Below are 21,699 nucleotides of genomic sequence, written 5' to 3' on the forward strand. Positions count from 1 at the left end.
CTTCGGCGGCAGCCGGAAGGACAGGAAGGCGCCCAGCACGAACAGCGCGCACGCCCCGTACAGCGGCCAGCGCGGCCCGAGCAGTTGCAGCCCGGCGCCCACCGGGGCCGCCGCGCCCGTCGCGAGGAGACCGCCGAGCGTGACCCGTGAGTTCGCCTTGACCAGCGAGAACCGGGGCGGGAGCAGGCGCGGCACGACCGCGCTGCGCACCACCCCGTACGCCTTCGACGCGACCAGGACCCCGAGCGCCGCCGGGTACAGCTCCAGGCTGCCGCTCACCACCGCGTGCGACAGGACGAGGGCGAGGACGGCGCGCGCGAGCATCGACGTGGCCATCGCGGCGCGCCGCCCGTGCGGCAACCGGTCCAGGAGCGGGCCGATCACCGGGGCGAGCACCGTGAAGGGCGCCATCGTGATCGCCAGGTAGAGCGCGACGCGCCCGCGCGCCTCGTCCGTCGGCACCGCGAAGAACACCGTCGAAGCGAGCGAGACCGTGATCATCACGTCGCCCGCGCCGTTGACCCCGTGCAGTTCGATGAGCTTGCCGAGCCCCGACTCGCCCGCGCCGTGCGCGTGCGTGACACGCCGCACCAGGCGGCCCGTCGAGGCGAAGGGCGCGGCGGCGACCCGTCCGGCCGCACGCGTCCGCCGGAGCCGGGGACCCCCGCGCTCCGTACGCTGCTCACCCGACGACGTGGAAGCGGTCACGTCGTCATCCTGCCCCGAAGAGCGCCGCCTAGTGCGTCTCCTGTGCGGGAAGGGGACGTACGGGCGAACGCCGCCCGGCCCGTACGACCCGTGCGGCGCCACCCCCGGCGGGTGCCTCGCCGGGGGTGGCGCGGGGGCGCGAACGGGGGAGTGGGGGACGTCCGTGTGGGCCCCGGGGCGTGGAGAGGGTAGCGTGCACAGCGCGCCCACGGCGGTCGGTCCTGGCCGCGCGCCCTTTCGCGATCCCGCAGAATGGATCACGAAGGCGCACCCGGGACCCGAACCGACCGGGTACGGACGTCGACGCGGCCCTCTGGTCCGCTCCGTCCGCACCCCCGACCGTGTCCGGGCCCCGCCGGAGCGGGCGCACTCGTGAGACGGCGTAGGAGAGAAGCGATACCTGTGAGCGCAGCGACAACGCGAAGCCGCACCCCTGACCGCCTGTGTGCCGAGGCGGTCGACCTGGCGCGCGCCGCGGCGGCGGAGACCGCCGCGCCGGGTGTCGTCGGCGCGTACGTCGGCGCCGTCGCGGAGGGCGAGCGGGTCGTCACCCACTACTTCGCCTGCGAGGACCTCGGCTACCGGGGCTGGCGCTGGGCCGTCACCGTGGCGCGCGCCTCGCGCGCCAAGGCCGTCACGCTGGACGAGACGGTGCTCCTGCCGGGCCCCGAGTCGGTCCTCGCGCCCGAGTGGCTGCCGTGGAGCGAGCGGCTGCGCCCCGGTGACATGGGCCCCGGCGACCTCCTGCCCACCGAGGCCGAGGACCCGCGCCTGGAGCCGGGCCTGTACGACGGCGACGACGACACCCCGCCGCCGGACTCCGCGCTGAGCCCCGAGCTGGCCGAGCGCGCCGACGCCGAGGACGCCGGCGTCACCGACGGCCCGCCCGCCGCCCTGCCCGTCGTGCCCTCGCGCGGCTCGATCGCCGAGGTCGGGCGGGAGCTGGGCCTCGGCCGGCCCCGCGTGCTCTCCCGCCACGGCCTGGAGGCGGCCGCCGAGCGGTGGGCGGAGCAGTACGGGCCGGACACCCAGATGGCGCAGGCGGCCCCCGCGCCCTGCCACACGTGCGCCTTTCCTCGTCCCGCTCGCGGGTTCGCTGCGCCAGTCCTTCGGCCTGTGCGCCAACGAGTTCGGCCCGGCGGACGGCCACGTCGTCTCCCTGTCGTACGGCTGCGGGGGCCACTCCGAGGCGGCGGTCATGCCGAAGACTCCCGAGGCGCCACCCCTGGCCCTGGACGAGGTGGCGGAACCGAGGGACTTCTTCTAGCCCGGGGTCCTGCGGTCAGGCGGTCCCCGCGGTCCTGCTGTCGGGCGGTCGGGCGGTCCCGCGCGCCCGGGAGCGTCCCCCGGCCCGTCCCGTGCCGCGGGACAAAAGCCCCGCGGGTGCACAGGGCGGCCACCCGGTCCGGGCGTACCCCGATTCCCCGCTACTTTCATGGGCACACGCATCGCCAAGGAGTGAGCCCAGTGACCCGAGAAGCCGAGGAATCCCCCCGCCCCCCCACCACCGCGGACGACGTCTTCGGCACTGCCCGCCTCCGGGACACCGTCCTCGCCGCGTGGACCGCGTCCCCGGCGCGGCTGCGCGAGGACGCCAACGCCGAGGAGGACCTCGCGCTCGGCGGCTACCGGGACCGCGTCGTCGTGGAGCTGGCGCAGAACGCCGCCGACGCCGCCGCCCGTGCCGGGGTGCCCGGCCGGCTCCGTATCGCCCTGCGCGACCGGGCCGGGGACGACCCTCCCGTCCTCGCCGTCGCGAACTCCGGCGCCCCCCTCGACGCGGGCGGCGTCGCCTCGCTCGCGACGCTGCGCGCCTCCGCGAAGCGCGAGGACGGCACCGGCACGGTCGGCCGCTTCGGTGTCGGTTTCGCCGCCGTCCTCGCGGTGAGCGACGAACCCGCCGTCCTCGGCCGCACCGGCGGCGTCCGCTGGTCCCTCGCCGAGGCCCGCGAGGCGGTCGCCGCGCTCGGCGTGCCCGCCCTGGACGAGGAGGTGCGGCGCCGCGAGGGCCACGTACCGCTGCTCCGGCTGCCCCTGCCCGCCGAGGGCTCCGCGCCCGAGGGCTACGACACCGTCGTCGTCCTCCCGCTGCGCGACTCCGTCGCCGAGGACCTCGTCGAACGCCTCCTCGCGGGCATCGACGACGCGCTCCTCCTCTCCCTGCCCGGGCTCGCCGAGATCGTCGTGGAGACCCCCGAGGGCACCCGCGTGCTGCGCCGCCGCGTCGAGGAGCCGTACACCGTCATCGAGGACAACGGCGCCGTACGCCGCTGGCGCACCGTCAGCCACGGCGGCGCCCTCGACACCGCGCTCCTCGCGGGCCGGCCCGTCGAGGAACGCCTGCGCCCCTGGTGGGCGGTGACCTGGGCCGTTCCCGTGGACGCCGAGGGCGCCCCCGAGGCGCCCGGCACGGTGCCCGTCGTGCACGCCCCGACGCCCAGTGAGGAACCCCTCGGGGTGCCCGCGCTGCTCATCGCGACGCTCCCGCTCGACACGAGCCGCCGCCATGTCGCGCCGGGCCCGCTCACCGACTTCCTCGTCGCCCGCGCCGCCGAGGCGTACGCGGAACTCCTCGCCGGCTGGCGGCCCGTCACCCCCGCCCTGCTCGGCCTCGTGCCCGGCCCGCTCGGGCGCGGCGCGCTCGACGGCGCCGTGCGCGCCGCGATCCTCGCGCTGCTGCCCCGGACCGCCTTCCTCGCGCCCGCCGTGCCGCACGAGGGCGAGGAGCCCGGCAGCTACACCGCGCTGCGGCCCGTCGAGGCCGAGGTCGTCAGCGGCGCGGGCCGCGAGACCGTCGACGTGCTCGCCGAGGTCCTGCCGAGTCTGCTTCCCGCCGGGCTGGAGAGCAGCCCCGCGCTCCGCACGCTCGACATCGCGCGCGTCCCGCTCACCGAGGCCATCGACCGCCTCGCCGGGCTGGAGCGCGCCCCCGGCTGGTGGTACCGCCTCTACGACTCCCTCGCGGGCGTCGACCCGGACCGCCTCACCGGGCTCCCCGTCCCGCTCGCCTCGGGGCGTACCGCGCTCGGCCCCCGGCACATCCTGCTGCCGCTCCCCGACGGCGGCCCCGCCGCCGAGGCCCTCGCGCGCCTCGGCCTCAAGGTCGCCCACCCCGAGGCGGCGCACCCGCTCCTCGAAAAGCTCGGCGCGCTCCCCGCGACCCCGCGCGCCGTCCTCACGACGCCGCAGGTCCGCGCCGCCGTCGCCGCCTCGCTCGACGAGGAACCCTGGGACGGCGGCCTGGAGAGCGGCGGGCCGCCCGACCCCGACGAACTGGCCGCGCTCGTCCTCGGCCTCGTGCGGGACGCCGGGCTCGACGCCGGTGACGAACCCTGGCTCGGCGCGCTCGCCCTGCCCGACGAGGACGGCGAACTCGCCCCCGCCTGCGAACTCGTCCTCCCCGGCGGCCCCTTCGCCGCCGTCATGCGCCCCGACGCCCTCGCCGCCGTGGACGCGGACCTCGCCGCCCGCTGGGGCGCCGAACCCCTCGCCGCCTGCGGCGTCCTCGGCTCCTTCGCCCTCGTCCGCGCCCACGACACCGTCCTCGACCCCGACGAGCTCGAACCCCGCGAGGGCGACTGGCCCGAGCCCGACGACGCCGGGCTCCTCGACGCCGTCGACGTGTGGTGCGAGGACATCCTCGACCGCTTCCCCGACACGCCCGTACCGCCCGTCGCGACCGAACTCCTCGCCGTCCGCGACCTCGACCTCGTCGCCGACGACCGCTGGCCCGAAGCGCTCGCGCTGCTCTCCCGGCCCCCCTACCGCGAGGCGCTCACCGCCCCGGTCCGCGTACTCCTCCCGGACGGCACCACCGAGTCGGTCCGCCCGTACACCGCCTGGTGGCTGCGCGGACACCCCGTCCTCGACGGCCGCCGCCCCGCCGGGCTCCTCGCCGCCGGCGGCGACCCGCTCCTGCGCGGCCTGTACGAGGAGGCCGACGCGAGCGGCTTCGAGGACGCCGAGGTGCTGCGCGCCCTCGGGGTCCGCACGAGCGCCGCCGCGCTCCTGGACGAGCCCGGGGGCGCCGCCGAACTCCTCGACCGCCTCGCCGACCCGTCCCGCGAGGTCACCGCGGCCCAGCTGCACGGCCTCTACTCGGCGCTCGCCACGCTCGACCCCGAGGAGGTCACCCTCCCCGAGGACCTGCGCGCCGTCCGCGCCGAACCGGGTGCGACGCCGTTCGTCGTGGACGCCACCGAGGCGTTCGTCGCCGACGCCCCCGACCTGCTGCCGCTCGCCGGGGACCGCCCGCTCCTGCCCGTACGGCCCGCGCTGGCGGCGGCGCTCGCCGAACTGCTCCAGGTCGCCAGGCTCGGCGAGGCCGTGCCCGCGCGCGTCGAGGGCGAGGGCACCGTCCACGACGTGCCCGCCGCCGTCCGCACCCTCCTCGGCCCGCGCACGCCCGCCACGTACACCGAGTACGAGGAGCTGACCTCCGGCGGCGTCGAGGTCGACTGGCGGCACACGCCGGACGGCACCGTGCACGCCGCGACCCTGGAGGGCGTCGCCGCCGGGCTCGCCTGGGCGGCGGGACAGTGGCCGCGCCGCTTCGAGGTCGCCGCGCTCCTGGAGGACGACTCGCGGACGGCGGAGCTGGCGCGGGACCGCTGGTTCGACTGAGACCGCGCGGCCGAGACCGCACGCGGGGCGCGCGTCCTGTTGCCGGAACGGCAACGCCGTTTGGCGCGCGCCCCGCGCCGTCCGCACGATGGCCGCGAACCCCAGGGCGAGAGGCAGGTACGGGCATGAGCGGACATCCCGAGCACACGAGCGGTGAGGACTTCGGCGACGGGAGCGCCTTCTGGGAGAGCCGGTACGCCGGGAGCGACCGGATCTGGAGCGGCGAGCCCAACGCGGCGCTCGTCCGTGAGGTCTCCGAGCTAGCCCCGGGCCGCGCGCTCGACCTCGGCTGCGGCGAGGGCGCCGACGTCGTCTGGCTCGCCCGGCGCGGCTGGACGGTCACCGGCACCGACATCGCCGAAACCGCGCTCGTCCGCGCCCGCGCGCACGCCGCCGAGGCGGGCGTCGCGGACCGTACCCGCTTCGAGCGGCACGTCCTCGGCACGAGCTTCCCCGAGGGCACCTACGACCTCGTCACCGCCTCCTTCCTGCACTCGCCCGACGCCTCCTTCCCGCGCGAGGCGATCCTGCGCCGCGCCGCCGCGGCCGTCGCCCCCGGCGGCACCCTCCTCGTGACCGGCCACGCGGGCCTCGCCCCCTGGGAGTCCTACGAGGAGGGCGACCCGCACCTCGCCCTCCACCTGCCCTCGCCCCAGGAGGTCCTGGAGAGCCTGCGGCTCCCCGACGGCGAATGGGACGTCCTCACCGCCGCCGAGCACGACCGCGTGCAGCACGCCCCCGACGGCGAGGCCCACCACCGCAGGGACAACGCCCTCAAGATCCGCAGACACGAGAGCTGAGCGCCTCCGAGTGCCGGGGGGAGAGGTGCGGGGCGTCGGGCAGCTCGGCCGGTTGGCGGTCGGGTGGCTTGGCGGCCGGTGGGCCGGCGGGCGTCCCGGCGCGATGTCCGCCGTAGCGCGGCCCGCCGCCGCCCCGCGTGTCTCCGCTCCTCCTCCCGGCTCCCTCCTCCCGGCTCCCTCCCCGCCCCTCCCCCCGGCTACCCCTGCTTCCGGTCGCCCGCTCGTGTCGCGCCGTCGCGGCCCGCGAGCCTCCGTGCCCGGGCGGGGGTCTGCGCGGCCGGGTCGCTCGGGAAGCGGCGGCCTGCCCAGCGCCACGCGAACTCCAGGACCACCGAGGCGATCACCGCGATGAGCACGCCCGTCCACGGCATCGTCGTGCCGACCAGCTTGAGGGCGAAGAAGTCCTGCAACCACGGCACCGCGAGGACGAGGAGGAAGGCGAGACCCATCGTCACGACCAGCAGGACACGCCACCACGTGTACGGGCGGGCGACGATCGCGAGGACCCACAGCGAGATGAGGAAGAGCGTCAGCGTCGCGACGCTCGTCTCCGCGTCGAGCGCCCCGTGCCCCGAGTAGTGCGCGCGGGCGATGAGGTAGGCGACGAACGTCGCCGCTCCCGCGATGACGCCGCAGGGGATCGCGTACCGCATGACACGGCGCACGAAGTGCGGCCGCGCGCGTTCCTTGTTCGGCGCGAGGGCCAGGAAGAAGGCCGGGACACCGATCGTGAGCGTCGAGAGCAGCGTCAGGTGCCGGGGCAGGAACGGGTACTCGACCTGGGAGCAGACCACGAGCACCGCGAGGAGCACCGAGTAGACCGTCTTGATGAGGAAGAGCGTCGCGACCCGCGTGATGTTCCCGATGACGCGGCGGCCCTCGGCGACGACCGAGGGGAGCGTCGCGAAGCTGTTGTCGAGCAGCACGATCTGCGCCACCGCGCGCGTCGCCTCCGAGCCCGAGCCCATCGAGACGCCGATCTCAGCGTCCTTGAGCGCGAGGACGTCGTTCACGCCGTCGCCCGTCATCGCGACCGTGTGCCCGCGCGACTGGAGCGCCGCGACCATCTCGCGCTTCTGCTGCGGCGTCACCCGCCCGAAGACCGTGTGGTCCTCGATCGCCGAGGCCAGCTCCGCCGGGTCCTTCGGCAGCTCCCGCGCGTCCACCGCGCTGTCCGCGCCCGGCAGCCCGAGCTTCGCCGCCACCGCGCCGACCGCCACCGCGTTGTCCCCCGAGATGACCTTCGCCGCGACGTGCTGCTCGGCGAAGTAGGCGAGCGTGTCGGCGGCGTCGGGGCGCAGGCGCTGCTCCAGGACGACGAGCGCGGCCGGTTCCGCGCCCTCGGCCGCGCCGGGCGCGTCGAGCGCGGCGCCCTCGCGCGCGCGGGCGAGGAGCAGGACGCGCAGCCCCTGCCGGTTCAGCTCCTCGGTCTCCGTGAGCGCCGGGTGCCCGGCGGGCAGCAGGACGTCGGGGGCGCCGAGCAGCCAGCCGCCCTCCCCGGCGAAGACGGCGCCGGAGTACTTCCGCGCCGAGGAGAAGGGCTGCGCCTGCTCGACGCGCCAGCCGCTCGTGTCGGGGTAGGCGTCGATGACGGCCTGGAGGCTCGCGTTGGGGCGCGGGTCGGAGGCGCCGAGGGCGCCGAGCACGGTCGCGGCCCGCTTCTCGTCGTACGTGCCGAGCGGCGTGAGCCGGGAGACGTCCATGCCGCCCTCGGTGAGCGTCCCCGTCTTGTCGAGGCACACCGTGTCCACGCGCGCGAGCCCCTCGATCGCCGGGAGCTCCTGCACGAGGCACTGCTTGCGCCCGAGCCGGATCACGCCGATCGCGAAGGCGACCGAGGTGAGCAGCACGAGTCCTTCGGGGACCATCGGCACGATGCCGCCGACCGTGCGGGCCACGGCGTCCTTGAAGTTGTTCTCCTTGACGACGAGCTGGCTGATGACGAGGCCGATCGCGGTCGGCACCATCATCCACGTCACGTACTTGAGGATGGTCGAGATGCCGGTGCGCAGCTCGGAGCTGACGAGCGTGAAGCGGGACGCCTCCTCGGCGAGCCGCGCCGCGTACGCCTCGCGCCCCACCTTCGTCGCGGTGAAGGCCCCGCCGCCCGCGACGACGAAACTGCCCGACATGACCGGGTCGCCGGCCCGTTTGACGACCGGATCGGCCTCGCCGGTCAGCAGTGACTCGTCGATCTCCAGGCTGTCGGCCTCCGCGACCTCGCCGTCCACCGGGATCTTGTCACCGGGACCGATCTCGACCAGGTCCCCCAGCACCAGCTCGCTCGCCGAGACCTCCCGCGACCGCCCCTCGCGGCGCACGGTCGGTTTCGCCTCGCTGATGACGGCGAGCGAGTCGAGTGTCCGCTTGGCACGCCACTCCTGGAAGATCCCGATCGCGGTGTTGGCGACGATCACGTACCCGAAGAGGCTGTCCTGGAAGGGCGCCACGGCGAGCATGACCAGCCACAGCACGCCGATGATCGCGTTGAAGCGCGTGAAGACGTTCGCCCGCACGATCTCCTTGAGCGAGCGCGAACTGCGCACGGGGACGTCATTGACCTCCCCGCGCCCCACCCGCTCCGCGACCTCGGCGGCACTGAGCCCGGCGGCGGACACCCCGCCCCCGGACCCCGCGCCGTCCTTCACCCCATCCGTCATGGAACCGACCGTATGCGCTGATCAGGCCCACCACCTGTCGAGAGGCCCGAAAACCTGCGCACCCCGCAAGATTTCCCTCCCCAGACGGAGGCCCCACCCCCACGGCTCCACCTTCCGCAGTAGGGCCTGAGGGGGACACGGACGACGCAGAGCCGCGGCGACACGAGCACGCCCAGAGATACGGCGACCGGCGGGCCCGCCGTCCTCGCCCAAGCGCCGTTCTCGGCAGAGCGTGGGCCCCGGGCAAGCGTCGGTCTCAGCCGGGCGTCCGTCTCAGCCGGGCGTCGGCAGGGAGCGTGCCTGCGCGGCGGCTCGGGCGCGGAGCACGGTGAGACGCGGGTGGAAGGGGTGCGAGGCGTTGCCCGCGAGGTTGAGCGGGAGGTCGAGCAGTTGGATCAGCGGCCCTTCCGCAGTCCACGGACTCTCGTGCTCCCACCAGCACACCCGCGCGTGCTCCGCCATCCACCGGTTCAGCTCGGCCTCGCCCTCCGGCCCGAAGACGAGGCGACCGCTCCCGGTGCACCGCAGCTCCACCCCGAGCAGGACGCCGAGCGACCGCCGCAGCGTGGAGGAGGAGGCGTTGCCCCGGACGTGCGTGCGCAGGCGCTTGCGGAGGTTCTGCGGCGTCCGGCCCGCGACGGGCGCGGCACGTGGGGCGATTCCCACGTAGAGGAGCCGCCCGGCGGGAAGATCCGGGTGCGGGGCCCGGCCGAAGTGCCAGCCGTAGAGGCCGGGGGCGGCCGGCACGACGCTCGGCCGGGCCAGCAGCTCTCCGACGTCCCACAGACGGCCGGGGCGGGTGAGGGCTTCGCGAGCAGCCTGGGCGAGGGTGCTGGGCACGACGTGTCCGTTCCGTGGTCGGCGGCGGAGGAGGAGCGAAGGCGCGCGGCCCGCCCTGCCCGCTCGTGCGCCCCCTGACACAGGTGCGCACGAGCATGGCAGAAGCCGCCGACCGCGGGGATTCAGCCCTGTCGCTCCGTCAGGGCGGGCATCCCGGCGTTCCCCAGCGGCGCGCCCGCCGGCGTCGCTTCACCGGCCGTCGTCACTTCGCCCGCCGACGTCGCTTCACCGGCCGCCGTTCCGCTCACCGTCCCCCGTACGGTCACCACGTCCCCCGGGCCGCCGCGGCGCAGGGCCGGGGCGGTGGAGAGGTCGTTCAGGAGGTCGCAGAGGTGGTGGAGGGGGAGGAGGGCGCGCGGGGGCCTTCCGGCCTCGGCGCGCGTGGCCCGCTCGGCCGCCGCGAGGGAGGCGCGTGCCGCGGCGAGGGAGGTGCGGACCTCTTCCGTCGCGACGACGGCACGGTCCGGGTGGCTCGTCAGGTCGCGGGTCGCCGCCGCCAGGGCACGGGTCGCCGCGGCGAGGTGCGCGCGCGGCGGAGTCGGCGTCGCGGTGGACGTCGCGGCGCTCGCGAGCGGCACCAGGACGCGGGCCCGGCGCGCCGCCGCCGCGTAGACCCGCAGCCGTTCGCGCAGGTAGGAGGGGTTGTGCCGCCACACCAGGGGCCGGGTCAGCGGGCGGGCGACGAGCGCGAGGGCGCGCAGCCGGTGGTCGACCTCGCGGGCGAGCGCGTCCGGGTCGGCGTCCTCCACGGCCGCTCCCTCGAAGCGCAGCGCCACCCCTTCGAGCAGTTCCGTGAGCGCCCCGAACAGTTCCGCGCGCGCCGAGTTCACCGTGTCCCGCGTACCGGTCGGCAGGAACACGAGGCTGACGAGGATGCCGACGAGCGCGCCCGCCGCCGTCTCCTCCAGGCGCAGCAGCAGGAGCTGCGCCGAGAACTCGTGGAGCAGTGTGTACATCTGCGCCACCATGATCGTGACGAAGAAGATCATGTAGGCGTACGAGACCTTCACCAGGTAGAAGCCGACGCTCATGCTCACGACGATGAGTGTCAGCGCGAGCAGGCTGTGCCCGGTGGTGAGGTGGGCGAGACCGATGCCCGCGATGATGCCGAGCAGTGTGCCGAGGACGCGGTGACCTGCCTTGATGACGGTCTCGGAGCGCGTCGCCGTCCCGGTGAAGGCGACGAACGCGGCGATGACGGCCCAGTAGTAGCGCTGTTCCGAGATCGCCTTGCCCACGACGATCGCCAGTCCCCCGGCGATCGCGGCCTGGCACGCCTGCCGCGTCGAGAGCCGCACGCGGCGCAGCGGATTCCAGCCACGCCCGCGCGCGTGCACGTCCTTGGCGACGGCGGGTGAGCCCGGCAGGTTGCCGAGGCTCAGCGCGACGGCCGGCTCGAAGCCGCTGTCGTCGGAGGCCGCCGCGCCGGGCGCGGGCACCCGGCCCACGAGCGCGGTGTACGTCGCGGCGGCGGCGGCGAGCTGCCGCGCGGCGGGCAGCGTGCCCCGTACGGAGTCCGGCGCGTCGGCGCGGCGCGACTCCAGGAGCGTGCGGGCGAGGCGGTCCGCCTGCGCGTAGCGGTGGCGGCCCAGGGCGTGGGCGATGGCGCGCGCGGCGGCGCGCGGCCCCCCGGGCTCGTACGGCTGCCGCGCGAGCGTGTCGGCGGCGTGCGCGACGGCCTCGACGGCGAGCTGCGCCTCCAGGAGCCGGCTGCGCAGCGCGCGCGCCGACCAGCCCTCGGGCAGCGCGCCCGGCTCGGTGGACCAGCCCTCGATGAGCAGCGCGGTCTCGGCGAGGCCGAGCTGGCGGGCGTGCAGTTCGCGGCGCAGGCGCTCGCGGCGGCGCGGTTCCCCGGCGGCGAGGAGCGCGGCGGCGGTACGGGAGACGGCGCGGGCCCGGGCGCCGAAGGCGGCGCGCGCGTGGCGCAGCGCGTTGCCCGCGCGGTTGCGCAGCAGGGCCACGCACAGGGCCGTGACCCAGACGGTGGCGAGGAGCACGGCGACGAGCAGCCCGGGAAGCTGGGAGAGCTGAGGGTGGAGGAAGGCCGCGAAGAAGTAGCCCATCCAGCCCATGAAGCCGTAGAAGAAGTAGGCGAGGCCGAAGCGGCGCACGTACACGGCGGCGAACATCACGACGACGAAACCGGCCAGCATCGGGCCCTCGTGCTCCGCGACGGCGATCCCCGGCAGCAGCCCGGCGAAGAGCGCGACGGGGAAGAACACGGCGATCCGCAGGTTCGCCACGACCGAGGGCCCGGCGAGCGCGTTCGAGCCCAGCATCGCGACCACCGTGCCGATGATCATGTAGACGATCATGTCCTGCGGTGCGGCGCCGCCGAGCCTCGCGTAGAGGTACTCGATGCCGAGCGCCCCGGCCATCGCGAGCCCCGCGATCAGGGCCGTCCTGAGCCGGTCGAGGCCCGGGTCGGAACCGAGGTGGAAATCACGGATGCCGTGCGCGGCGGTGCGCAGCGCGGAGACGCGCGGAGCGGGTGCGGCGTGGTGCGCGGGCCGGTGTGCGGCGGGGGGCGCGGTGACGCGGCGGGCGGAGCCGCCGGGCGCGGGGGGCGCGCCGCACGGAGGTGCGGCGGCGGGTGAGGTCGCGGGGTGCGGCGCCGTGGGATCGGCGTGCGGTGCTTCGGAACGTATGCCCTCTGCCATCAGGTCCTTGTCGCTCGGGGAAGGGGGCCCGGGCGGGTCGCGGTGGCGCGTCCTCCAGAGCCTGTACGTTACATATAATAACAAGTATCGTACCGATATTCCTTACGGGGAGTGCCAGCAGGATGACCGTCGAGCGACACCCGGCCGGGACCGCACCGCCCCGCGCGGACCTCATCGGCCGGATCGAGGGGCAGACCGCCTTCCTCAACCGCAACTTCGAACTGCTCCACCGCAGGTCGGAGACGCACAGCGAGATGGACCGCTCCGAATACCTCATGCTCCGCACGCTCGGGTCGGCACCCGAACCCCCGGACATCAACGCCCTCGCCGCGATGCTCGGCCTGAGCCCCTCGACGGCGGGCCGTCAGGTCGCCGCCCTGCGCCGCAAGGGCTTCGCCACCACGACCCCCGACCCCGCCGACCGGCGCCGCAGCCTCATCACCCCCACCGAGACCGGCCGCGCGCTCGCCGCCGAGACGCGCCGACGCCGCCAGGAGGGCTTCGCCGACCTCCTCGCCGACTGGGACGAGGAGGACCTGCGCCTGCTCGGCGAGATGTTCCGCAAGTACAACGCGGCGGTCGCGCGGAAGCACCTCACGCGCGAGCCGTGAGAGCTGGGGCCTGAGGATCCGGGCGCGCCAGCCGTGCGGGCTGGGGCGCGCGAAGTCGTGAGGGTCCGGGTTGCGTGAAGCGCGGGGAACTCGCCCCGTCTCCGCCGCCTCAGGCTCCCGGCCCCTCCGCGGCCTCAGGCCCTCGGCCTCCGCCGCCTCAGGCTCCCGGCCCCTCCGCTGTCGCCCGCCCCGCCGCGTGCCGCTTGATCGCCTCGTCGCGGCGGCGTACGTACCACGTGCCGAAGAGGCCGAGGCCCGCCCCGGCGGCGCAGGTCCACAGCCACCACAGGTGGCCGTGGTCGTCGAACCAGCCGTAGAAGGGGAGCTGGACGAGGAAGAGCAGGAACCAGATGCCCGTACCGACCGCGATCGTGGCCACGACGGGCCCTTCGAGCGGTTCCGGTGCCTCGTGTCGCGGCGTCCACTTCTCCATGCGGGTCAGCTTACGCGGCGGCCGGGGGCCGCCTCCGGGGGCTCCGGCCGCCGCGTATAGCCCGAGGCCACCCCATGATCCACACGACACGCCGTCTCAGTCCGACTTGCGTTCTACGCGCGGAGATGGCTATTTCGCGTTCATGTCTTCATACTGAACCCGCTCGGGTGTGGCTGAGTTCTTTCGTAAGAATCGACAAAGCGACCGAATTGCTCGACGGAGAGCGACCGGTTGCTCACGCGACCCGCCCGTCGTCCCCGTTGCCCTCGCTCTTACGACCAGAGGTTTCCCCACATGCCCACCTCGGCAATCGTCACGGACTCCGCGCCCGGAGGACCGTCCGGGACTCCGCCCCGGAACGCCGTGGACCGTTTCTTCAAGATCTCCGAGCGCGGCTCGAACTTCGGCCGGGAGATCCGGGGCGGTTTCGCCACCTTCTTCGCGATGGCGTACATCGTCGTGCTGAACCCGATCATCCTCGGCAGCGCCAAGGACATGAACGGTCACCACCTCGACAACGGTCAGCTCGTCACCGCGACGGCCGTCACCGCCGCCTTCACGACGCTCCTCATGGGCGTCATCGGCAACGTCCCGATCGCGCTCGCGGCCGGCCTCGGCGTCAACACCGTCGTCGCGCTCCAGCTCGCGCCCCGCATGACGTGGCCGGACGCGATGGGCATGGTGGTCCTCGCCGGTCTCGTCGTGATGCTGCTCGTCGCGACCGGGCTGCGCGAACGCGTCATGAGCGCGGTCCCCGCCGGGCTGCGCAAGGGCATCTCGATCGGTATCGGCCTCTTCGTGCTCCTGGTCGGGCTCGTGGACTCGGGCTTCGTCTCCCGCATCCCGGACGCCGCGCAGACCACCGTCCCGCTCCAGCTCGGCGGTGACGGCCACCTCAACGGCTGGCCGGTCCTCGTCTTCGTCCTCGGCGTGCTGCTCACCGTCGCCCTGCTCGTCCGCAAGGTCTCCGGCGCGATCCTCATCAGCATCGTCGCCATGACCGTCGTCGCCGTGATCATCAACGCGGTCGCGGACCTCAAGCCGGGGGCCTGGGGCCTGACCGAGCCGAAGTGGCCCGGCAACCCCGTCTCGACACCCGACTTCGGCCTGATCGGCAACGTCAGCATCTTCGGCGGCTTCCAGCACGTCGGCATCCTCACCGGCATCCTGTTCGTCTTCACCGTGCTGCTCTCGTGCTTCTTCGACGCGATGGGCACGATCATGGGCGTCGGCGACGAGGCGCACCTCACCCGCGCCGACGGCACCATGCCGGGCATGAACAAGATCCTCTTCGTGGACGGCATCGCCGTCGCCGCCGGCGGCGCCTCGTCCTCCTCGGCGACGACGTGCTTCGTGGAGTCCACGGCGGGCGTCGGCGAGGGCGCGCGGACCGGTTTCTCGAACATGATCACCGGCGGGCTCTTCGTGCTCGCGCTCTTCCTGACGCCGGTCGCCACGATGGTGCCCTCGCAGGCGGCGACGCCCGCCCTCGTCGCCGTCGGCTTCCTGATCCTGTCGGGATCGATCACGAAGATCGACTGGACCGACTTCACGATCGCCATCCCGGCGTTCCTCACCATGGTGATGATGCCGTTCACCTACTCGATCACGAACGGCATCGGCATCGGCTTCGTCACCTTCACCGTGCTGCGGATCGTCGTCGGCCGCTGGCGCGAGGTGCCGGTCGCGATGTACATCGTGTCGGCGGTGTTCGCCTTCTACTACCTGATGCCGGCGCTCCAGCTCACCTGAGGGCCGCAGGTACGAGTGACCCCCCGGAGCGCGTGGCGCGCGCTCCGGGGGGTCCGCCGTTTCCGGGCCACGCGCCTCAGGACGCCGCGACGAAGCGCAGCGACAGCCGCACCGCCGTGTCGCCCTTGACCATCCCGGACTTCTTCTTGAGCACGCCGAAGCGGCGGGGGTCGATCGTCGTCTCCGCCTCGACGCGGACCGCGTGCGCGGCGGTCTCCGTCCGGCGGGCCGTGAGGGTCACCGGCTCCGTCGTGCCGCGTACGGTCAGCGCGCCGTCGATCGTGAGGGCGTCGCCCGAGGAGCGGATCTCGCGGGCCTCGAAGCGCAGCTCCGGGTGGTTCGCGGCGTCGAAGAAGTCCGCCGAGCGCAGGTGCTCGTCCCGCTTCGCGTTCTTCGTGTCCAGCGAGTCCGCCGCGAGCGTCAGCTCGCCCCGCGCCGTCCCGTCCGCCGCCAGCTCGCCGCCGCCGGTGACCGTGCGGAACTCGCCCTTGACCGTGACCAGGCCCCAGAAGGTCTTGTGGCCCAGGGACACGGTGGAGGACCCGGCGTCGAGCCGCCAGGCACCGGGGGCGGGGGTCTCGTTGCTGCTCATATCGCTGCTCGCGCTCTCTGTGGGAGGGGGCCGGAGGATCGGCGCTCAGCTTCTGGTGAAAGTCGAACACATAGCGAGCGATTAGGTAGCCAGTGAGATATTTTCTCGCGGCGGTATCGTCGGAACCGGTGGCTCGGGGGATAGGGAGGCGCGGCGGGGTGGCCGTGCCTGTGAGGAGAATCGTGGAGACGTCGCGGGAGCCGGTCGCCGGGAGCGGCGCGGACGACGCCCCCGTACCGGGGGACGGCGGCGCGGGCCTGAGCGGCGATGTCGCGGTGGCGCGGGGTGGCGAGGCGGTGTCGCGGGGCGAGGGCGGGGTTCTGTCCGGCGGGGGGGGCCGGGGCGCGCGGCGAGGGTGCGACGGTGCGGGGCGGGGGCTGTCCCAGTGCGACCGATGTCGCCCTCCTGGAGGGCTGGCACGGGATCGCGCGGGGTCTGGGCGGTGTGCAGGAGGAGCTGTCGGCCGAGGTGGCGCGCGGCTCGCGGATCGACCCGGCGGCGGTGCAGGTGCTGTGGTTCCTGCTTACGCGCCCCGGCGTCGCGGTGCCCATGAACCAGGTCGCCCGGCTGCTCGGCTTCTCGACCGCCGGTACGACCAAGGTCGTGGACCGCCTCGCCGAACTCGGCCTGCTGGAGCGCCGCCCCTCCCCGGACGACCGCCGCGTCACCTTCGCCGCGCTCACCCCGGGGGGCCGCGCCGCGGCCGGGGATCTCGCCGACGACCTGGCCCGTGCCCTGCGGGAACGCGTCGTGGGGGTCATCGGGGAAGAGGGGTTCACGACGCTCGTGTCACTGACCGGCCGTCTCGCGAAGGGCGCGGACGCGTGGCCCGCGGGGGGCGCGGGGCCCTGTGGGGGCTGACGGGTACCCCTCGCGCGTGAACGGGGTGGACGTCCCCTCGCGGGCGAGGCGGCTCCGTCCGGCGTGGGCCGGGCCCGCTCCGTCGGCCGGGCCCGCTCCGTCAGCCGGGGCCCGCTCCGTCAGCCGGGGGCCGCTCCGTCACCCGTAGAACTTCTCCGTCTTCTCCACCGCGGCCTTGAAGCGCTCGTCGAAGTCCTCCCGTACGAGCGTCCTGATCACGTAGTCCTGCACGCTCATGCCGCGTCGCGCGGCATGGGTGCGCATCCGGTCGAGCAGTTTGCCGTCGATCCGCAGGCTGAGCACATCGGTCCCCATACGCCCAGAATCACCGCACCGGGGGGCCGGTCGATATTTTCCGGCCGCGACTCACTCGTACGGGTGAGTGCGGTCTTGCGTGCGAGTGTCCCGAGGTGACGGGCGGGTGTGGGGCAGGTCATGCCGGGGCAGGCTCCGTGCAGTCTCTTTAGTAAGAGTAATGAGTTACGCTAACTACCATGCTTGACCTCAGTCAGGGTGAGGACGCCGCCGCCGTCAGCGCACTCCGTTCCTCCGTGATGCGGCTCTCGCGCCGTATCAAGCACCAGCGCGTGGACGAGTCGCTGAGCCCCACGGAGATGTCGGTGCTCGGCACCCTCGCCCGGTGCGGTTCGGCGACCCCTGGCGAGCTGGCGCGCAAGGAGCACGTGCAGCCGCCGTCGATGACGCGGATCGTGGCACTCCTGGAGGCGAAGGGCCTCGTCCGGCTCGAACCGCACCCGGAGGACCGGCGGCAGAAGGTCGTCAGCCCCACCGACCGGGCCGAGGCGATGCTCGCCGAGAGCCGCCGCAAGCGGAACGTGTGGCTGGCGCAGCTCGCCGCCGAGCTCGACGAGGACGAGTGGGAGAAGCTCCGGGCAGCCGCCCCGGTGCTGGAGAAGCTCGCACACCTGTGAGCCGGAGGCTCGCGCACCCGTGAGCGAAAGGAAGGCGAAACCCTTTGAGTACGGGACCCGGAGCAGACTCCGCCCCCGCACCTGACCACCACGACACCACCGCCCGCCCCGCTCCCGGCTCCGCCGAGGACCCCGCCCGCCGCACGGCGGAGCGCCAGGCCCTTGAAGCGGACGCCGCACAGGAGGACCCGGACGAGATCCCGGTCCCCGCCGAAGACCCCGCCACCGCGGCCCGCCCGCACACCCGCACGGAGCCCCGAGCCCGTACGGAACCCGGCGCCCCCGCCGCGCCAGGTGACCGCGCCGCGTCCGGAGCGGATGTTCCCGCCGGAGCCGGCGCCCGTACCCCCGTACCTCCCACGTCCGGAAAGCCTGCTACGAACGCGCCCGCGCACACCGCCGCTCCCACACCCCCCACCGACCCCGGGTCCCCGCGCCGCACCTCGATGTTCAGCTCGCTGCGCATCCGCAACTACCGGCTCTTCTTCACCGGCCAGGTCGTCTCCAACATCGGCACCTGGATGCAGCGCATCGCCCAGGACTGGCTGGTCCTCAGCCTCACCGGCTCCTCGGCCGCCGTGGGGATCACGACCGCGCTCCAGTTCCTGCCGATGCTGCTCTTCGGCCTGTACGGGGGCGTGCTCGTGGACCGGTTGCCGAAGCGGCAGACCCTCCTCGTCACGCAGGCCGTCATGGGCCTCACCGGGCTCGCGCTCGCCGTGCTGACCCTCAGCGACAACGTCCAGGTCTGGCACGTCTACCTCACCGCCTTCGTCCTCGGCCTCGTCACGGTCGTGGACAACCCGGCCCGGCAGACCTTCGTCTCCGAGATGGTCGGCCCGGGGATGATGCGCAACGCCGTCTCGCTCAACGCCGCGAACTTCCAGTCCGCGCGCCTCGTGGGCCCCGCCGTCGGCGGCGCGCTCATCACGGCGGTCGGCAGCGGCTACGCCTTCCTCCTCAACGGGCTCTCCTTCATCGCGCCGATCGTCGGCCTGCTCCTCATGCGCTCCGGCGAGCTGCACGAGAGCCACCGCACCCCGCGCGGCAAGGGTCAGCTCCGCGAGGGGCTGCACTACGTCGCGAAGCGGCCCGAGCTGATCTGGCCGATCGTCCTCGTCTTCTTCGTCGGCACCTTCGGCTTCAACTTCCCCGTCTGGCTCTCGGCCTTCGCCGACGACGTCTTCGACGCGGGCGCCGGGACGTACGCGGTCTTCAACATCCTCATGGCGGTCGGCTCCCTCGCCGGTGCGCTGCTCGCCGCGCGCCGCGCCCGTACCCGCCTGCGGCTCCTCGTCGGCGCCGCGATCGCCTTCGGCGTCCTGGAGATCATCGCCTCGGCCGTGCCCTCGTACTGGGTCTTCGCCGCGCTGCTCGTGCCGATCGGCATGTGCGGCCTGACGTCCAACACGACCGCCAACCAGACCGTCCAGATGGCCGCCGAACCGGAGATGCGCGGCCGGGTGATGAGCCTCTACATGATGGTCTTCACCGGCGGTACGCCCGTCGGGGGCCCGCTCTTCGGCTGGCTCACCGACACCTACGGCGCCCGCGTCGGCTTCGCGGCCGGTGGCGTCATCACGGCACTCGCCGCCGTCGCTGTCGGCCTCGTCCTGGCCCGTATCGGCGGCCTGCGCATGGAGTTCGGCTGGAACCGCGGCCACCCGCGCCTGCGCTTCGTCCCCCGCGAGGGCCAGCATGCGAAGGAGCTGGCGGCGGTGGCGTGAGGGGGCGTGGCGCGCGGACGGCTGGGGGTGGCGGCTGGCGTGAGGTTCGCCGGGGCGACCGGCGGGTGGCGCTGGCGTGCGATCCGTTCGGCTGGCGGCTGGCGGCTGGCGCGCGGTTCGTCCGGTCAGCGGGCGTCGTCATGCGTTTCGTCAGGCTGACGGATGGCTATGGCGCGCGGTCCGTCCGGTCGCGGCGGGCGGTGGTGGCACGCGATCCGTTCGGCTGGCGGCGGGCGGCCGTGGCGTGCGCCGTGCGGGCGTCCGGGTAGGCCCGTACGACTCGTCCTGAACAGCCGTATAGACCACGGATGAACGCCCGTATGGATCTGTACAGACGTCTGTACAGATCCATACGGGCGTTTTAGACGGCCGTACGTCCCCGGGGTGCGCCCCTCAGCCGGCCAGCAGCCCCAGCGTGTCCACGACGCGGTTCGAGAAGCCCCACTCGTTGTCGTACCAGGCCACGACCTTCACGTGCGTGCCGTCGACCCGGGTGAGCGCGGCGTCGAAGATCGAGGAGGCGGGGTCGCCGACGATGTCGGCCGAGACGAGCGGGTCCTCGGCGTACTCCAGAACGCCCGCGAGCGGGCCCTCGGCGGCCGCGCGGTACGCGGCGAGCACCTCCTCGCGGCTCACCTCGCGCGCCACCGTCGTGTTCAGCTCCACGATCGAGCCGACCGGTACCGGCACGCGGATCGAGTCGCCCGAGAGCTTGCCGTCCAGCTCCGGCAGCACGAGCCCGATGGCCTTCGCCGCGCCCGTCGTGGTCGGCACGATGTTGACGGCGGCGGCGCGGGCGCGGCGGGCGTCGCGGTGCGGGCCGTCCTGGAGGTTCTGCTCCTGCGTGTAGGCGTGCACGGTCGTCATGAAGCCGTGCTCGATGCCCGCGAGTTCGTGCAGGACGGAGGCCAGCGGCGCGAGGGCGTTCGTCGTGCAGGAGGCGTTCGAGACGATGTGGTGCGCGTCGGGGTCGTACGCCCCGGTGTTGACGCCGTAAGCGAGTGTCACGTCCGCGCCGGTGGACGGCGCGCCGACGAGCACCTTGCGCGCGCCCGCGTCGAGGTGGGCGCGCGCGGCGTCGGCGGAGGTGAACCGACCGGTCGCCTCCAGGACGAGGTCCACGCCCAGTTCCGCCCACGGCAGCTTCGCGGGCTCCCGCTCGGCGAGCACCTTGATCCGGCGGCCGTCCACGACGAGCGTGTCCCCGTCCACCGTCACCGGGCGGCCGAAGCGCCCCGCCGTCGTGTCGTACCGCAGCAGCCGCCCGAGCGTCGCGGGGTCGCCGAGGTCGTTGATCGCGACGACCTCCAGCGCGCTGTCGCGCTCGACGAGGGCGCGGAGGACGTTGCGGCCGATGCGGCCGAATCCGTTGATGGCGATACGGGTCATGGTGGGTGTCCCTTCCTGGCTTCCTGCGGTGCGGCCCCCGCCGCTCGGCGGGCTTCCCGCAGGGCGGCTCCTGCCTTCCGGCGGGCTTTCTGCGGTGCGGCTTCTGACTTCCGGCGGGCTTTCCGCGGTGCGGCTCCTGCCTTCCCCACCAGCCTCGCGCCGGCCGCCGCCCGGTGGCCGAGGCGGAAGCGCCATCGTCCGCAAGGATCACGCCAGCGGTCCCCGGCGTGCGGCCGCCGCGTGTGTCGCGGCGCCTCTCAGGTACGGCGCCTCGCCCCGCACCCCCACCGCGCAGTCACCGTTCCCCGCGCTCACGCGCGTTCCCCGCGCTCACGCGCGTTCCCCGCGCTCACGCGCGTTCCCCGCGCTCACGCGCGTTCCCCGCGCTCACGCGCGTTCCCTCACTCGCGCCCCCTCACTCGCGCCCCCTCACCCGCGTCCCCCGCGCGAGAACGTGCGCCGGTACTCGCTCGGGCTCGTCCCCAGGACCCGCTGGAAGTGCAGTCGCAGATTGGCGCCCGTGCCGAGCCCGACCTCGGTGGCGATCTGCTCGATGCTCCGCCCGGAGCGCTCCAGGAGTTCGCGCGCCGCGTCGATCCGCGCGCGGGTCACCCACTCCATGGGCGTGTAGCCGGTGTCGTCGGCGAAGCGCCGCGAGAAGGTGCGCGGCGAGACGGCGGCGTGCCGGGCGAGGACGTCGAGGCCGAGCGGTTCGCCGAGGTGGCGCAGGGCCCACTCGCGGGTCGCGGCGAAGCGTTCGCCGAGCGGCTCGGGCACGGCGCGCGGTACGTACTGCGCCTGGCCGCCGCTGCGGTACGGCGCGGCGACGAGGCGGCGCGCGGTGTGGTGCGAGGCGGCGACGCCGAGGTCACGGCGCAGGATGTGCAGGCACAGGTCGATGCCGGAGGCGGCGCCCGCCGAGGTGAGGACGGTTCCCTCGTCCACGAAGAGCACGTTCTCGTCCACGCGGACGCGCGGGTGGCGCGCGGCGAGGGTCCGCGTGTAGTGCCAGTGCGTCGTGGCGCGGCGCCCGTCGAGCAGGCCGGTCGCTTTTTTTTTTTTTTTTTTTTTTTTTTTTTTTTTTTTTTTTTTTTTTTTTTTTTTTTTTTTT

The 21,699-nt window shown here is 74.1% G+C and carries 14 protein-coding genes and 3 pseudogenes; 8 read left to right on the plus strand and 9 right to left on the minus strand.

Translation table 11 applies throughout. From position 1 onward, the window contains the following. Nucleotides 1-708, minus strand: a pseudogene (locus tag SSBG_RS16480) (MFS transporter); the annotation flags it as partial. Nucleotides 709-1,110: 402 nt separating this feature from the next. Here SSBG_RS16480 and SSBG_RS31330 point away from each other — a divergent pair. From SSBG_RS31330 to SSBG_RS16495, 3 genes and pseudogenes are all read left to right on the plus strand, one after another. Further along, nucleotides 1,111-1,975 (plus strand): annotated as a pseudogene (locus SSBG_RS31330) (DUF3027 domain-containing protein). Nucleotides 1,976-2,175: 200 nt separating this feature from the next. Beyond that, nucleotides 2,176-5,331 carry a sacsin N-terminal ATP-binding-like domain-containing protein gene (locus SSBG_RS16490; protein ID WP_037869948.1) on the plus strand — a complete coding sequence of 1,052 codons (3,156 nt, stop codon included), beginning with the start codon at nucleotides 2,176-2,178 and terminating at the stop codon, nucleotides 5,329-5,331. A 125-nt stretch (nucleotides 5,332-5,456) separates the two neighbouring features. Then, nucleotides 5,457-6,131: a class I SAM-dependent methyltransferase gene (locus SSBG_RS16495; protein WP_008747232.1), complete on the plus strand. Its 675-nt coding sequence runs from the start codon at nucleotides 5,457-5,459 to the stop codon at nucleotides 6,129-6,131. Between the two features lie 197 nt (nucleotides 6,132-6,328). On the opposite strand, the gene SSBG_RS16500 is transcribed toward SSBG_RS16495, so the two are convergent. From SSBG_RS16500 to SSBG_RS16510, 3 genes are all read right to left on the minus strand, one after another. Next, nucleotides 6,329-8,791 carry a cation-translocating P-type ATPase gene (locus SSBG_RS16500; RefSeq protein ID WP_037869950.1) on the minus strand — a complete coding sequence of 821 codons (2,463 nt, stop codon included), beginning with the start codon at nucleotides 8,789-8,791 and terminating at the stop codon, nucleotides 6,329-6,331. 273 nt (nucleotides 8,792-9,064) lie between these two features. After that, entirely contained in the window at nucleotides 9,065-9,631 is a 567-nt protein-coding gene (locus SSBG_RS16505; protein WP_008747234.1) for a GIY-YIG nuclease family protein, read from the minus strand. A 122-nt stretch (nucleotides 9,632-9,753) separates the two neighbouring features. Then, complete coding sequence (locus SSBG_RS16510) at nucleotides 9,754-12,291, minus strand: FUSC family protein (RefSeq protein WP_008747235.1); 2,538 nt, start codon at nucleotides 12,289-12,291, stop codon at nucleotides 9,754-9,756. 122 nt (nucleotides 12,292-12,413) lie between these two features. Here SSBG_RS16510 and SSBG_RS16515 point away from each other — a divergent pair, with 122 nt between their 5' ends. After that, nucleotides 12,414-12,902, plus strand: coding sequence for a MarR family winged helix-turn-helix transcriptional regulator (locus tag SSBG_RS16515; protein ID WP_037869952.1), 489 nt, complete (start codon nucleotides 12,414-12,416; stop codon nucleotides 12,900-12,902). 157 nt (nucleotides 12,903-13,059) lie between these two features. Here SSBG_RS16515 and SSBG_RS16520 read toward each other — a convergent pair whose 3' ends face one another. Then, the gene (locus tag SSBG_RS16520; protein ID WP_037869955.1) at nucleotides 13,060-13,335 is read right to left on the minus strand and encodes a DUF2530 domain-containing protein; all 276 of its coding nucleotides are present in this window, start codon (nucleotides 13,333-13,335) and stop codon (nucleotides 13,060-13,062) included. 294 nt (nucleotides 13,336-13,629) lie between these two features. On the opposite strand from SSBG_RS16520, the gene SSBG_RS16525 reads away from it, so the two are divergent. After that, complete coding sequence (locus tag SSBG_RS16525) at nucleotides 13,630-15,087, plus strand: NCS2 family permease (RefSeq protein ID WP_008747238.1); 1,458 nt, start codon at nucleotides 13,630-13,632, stop codon at nucleotides 15,085-15,087. A gap of 76 nt (nucleotides 15,088-15,163) precedes the next feature. Here SSBG_RS16525 and SSBG_RS16530 read toward each other — a convergent pair whose 3' ends face one another. Beyond that, nucleotides 15,164-15,679 carry a YceI family protein gene (locus tag SSBG_RS16530; RefSeq protein WP_008747239.1) on the minus strand — a complete coding sequence of 172 codons (516 nt, stop codon included), beginning with the start codon at nucleotides 15,677-15,679 and terminating at the stop codon, nucleotides 15,164-15,166. 363 nt (nucleotides 15,680-16,042) lie between these two features. Between SSBG_RS16530 and SSBG_RS16535 the strand changes: the two genes are divergently transcribed. Next, nucleotides 16,043-16,540 (plus strand): MarR family winged helix-turn-helix transcriptional regulator, encoded by a 498-nt coding sequence (locus SSBG_RS16535; RefSeq protein ID WP_086023057.1) that lies wholly within the window; start codon nucleotides 16,043-16,045, stop codon nucleotides 16,538-16,540. Nucleotides 16,541-16,678: 138 nt separating this feature from the next. Here the strand turns inward: SSBG_RS16535 and SSBG_RS31335 are convergent, their stop codons facing one another. Beyond that, on the minus strand, nucleotides 16,679-16,855 hold the full coding sequence (locus tag SSBG_RS31335) for a hypothetical protein (protein ID WP_008747241.1): 177 nt from the start codon (nucleotides 16,853-16,855) through the stop codon (nucleotides 16,679-16,681). A 179-nt stretch (nucleotides 16,856-17,034) separates the two neighbouring features. Here SSBG_RS31335 and SSBG_RS16540 point away from each other — a divergent pair, with 179 nt between their 5' ends. Continuing rightward, complete coding sequence (locus tag SSBG_RS16540) at nucleotides 17,035-17,472, plus strand: MarR family winged helix-turn-helix transcriptional regulator (RefSeq protein ID WP_008747242.1); 438 nt, start codon at nucleotides 17,035-17,037, stop codon at nucleotides 17,470-17,472. A gap of 44 nt (nucleotides 17,473-17,516) precedes the next feature. Next, nucleotides 17,517-19,199, plus strand: a complete 1,683-nt coding sequence (locus SSBG_RS16545) for an MFS transporter (RefSeq protein ID WP_078491328.1) — start codon at nucleotides 17,517-17,519, stop codon at nucleotides 19,197-19,199. Between the two features lie 393 nt (nucleotides 19,200-19,592). Here the strand turns inward: SSBG_RS16545 and gap are convergent, their stop codons facing one another. Continuing rightward, entirely contained in the window at nucleotides 19,593-20,588 is a 996-nt protein-coding gene (gene gap, locus SSBG_RS16555) for a type I glyceraldehyde-3-phosphate dehydrogenase (RefSeq protein ID WP_008747245.1), read from the minus strand. Nucleotides 20,589-21,017: 429 nt separating this feature from the next. Further along, nucleotides 21,018-21,638, minus strand: a pseudogene (locus tag SSBG_RS16560) (helix-turn-helix domain-containing protein); the annotation flags it as partial. Nucleotides 21,639-21,699 lie beyond the last annotated feature (61 nt).

This window comes from Streptomyces sp. SPB074, from assembly GCF_000154905.1.
Lineage (GTDB): Bacteria > Actinomycetota > Actinomycetes > Streptomycetales > Streptomycetaceae > Streptomyces.

Excerpts from the sequence above, each read along its gene's own strand:
- SSBG_RS16495 (WP_008747232.1), top strand. The coding sequence starts at position 5,457 with ATGAGCGGACATCCCGAGCACACGAGCGGTGAGGACTTCGGCGACGGG.
- SSBG_RS16500 (WP_037869950.1), bottom strand. The coding sequence starts at position 8,791 with ATGACGGATGGGGTGAAGGACGGCGCGGGGTCCGGGGGCGGGGTGTCC.
- SSBG_RS16510 (WP_008747235.1), bottom strand. The coding sequence starts at position 12,291 with ATGGCAGAGGGCATACGTTCCGAAGCACCGCACGCCGATCCCACGGCG.
- SSBG_RS16515 (WP_037869952.1), top strand. The coding sequence starts at position 12,414 with ATGACCGTCGAGCGACACCCGGCCGGGACCGCACCGCCCCGCGCGGAC.
- SSBG_RS16520 (WP_037869955.1), bottom strand. The coding sequence starts at position 13,335 with ATGGAGAAGTGGACGCCGCGACACGAGGCACCGGAACCGCTCGAAGGG.
- SSBG_RS16525 (WP_008747238.1), top strand. The coding sequence starts at position 13,630 with ATGCCCACCTCGGCAATCGTCACGGACTCCGCGCCCGGAGGACCGTCC.
- SSBG_RS16530 (WP_008747239.1), bottom strand. The coding sequence starts at position 15,679 with ATGAGCAGCAACGAGACCCCCGCCCCCGGTGCCTGGCGGCTCGACGCC.
- SSBG_RS31335 (WP_008747241.1), bottom strand. The coding sequence starts at position 16,855 with ATGGGGACCGATGTGCTCAGCCTGCGGATCGACGGCAAACTGCTCGAC.
- SSBG_RS16540 (WP_008747242.1), top strand. The coding sequence starts at position 17,035 with ATGCTTGACCTCAGTCAGGGTGAGGACGCCGCCGCCGTCAGCGCACTC.
- gap (WP_008747245.1), bottom strand. The coding sequence starts at position 20,588 with ATGACCCGTATCGCCATCAACGGATTCGGCCGCATCGGCCGCAACGTC.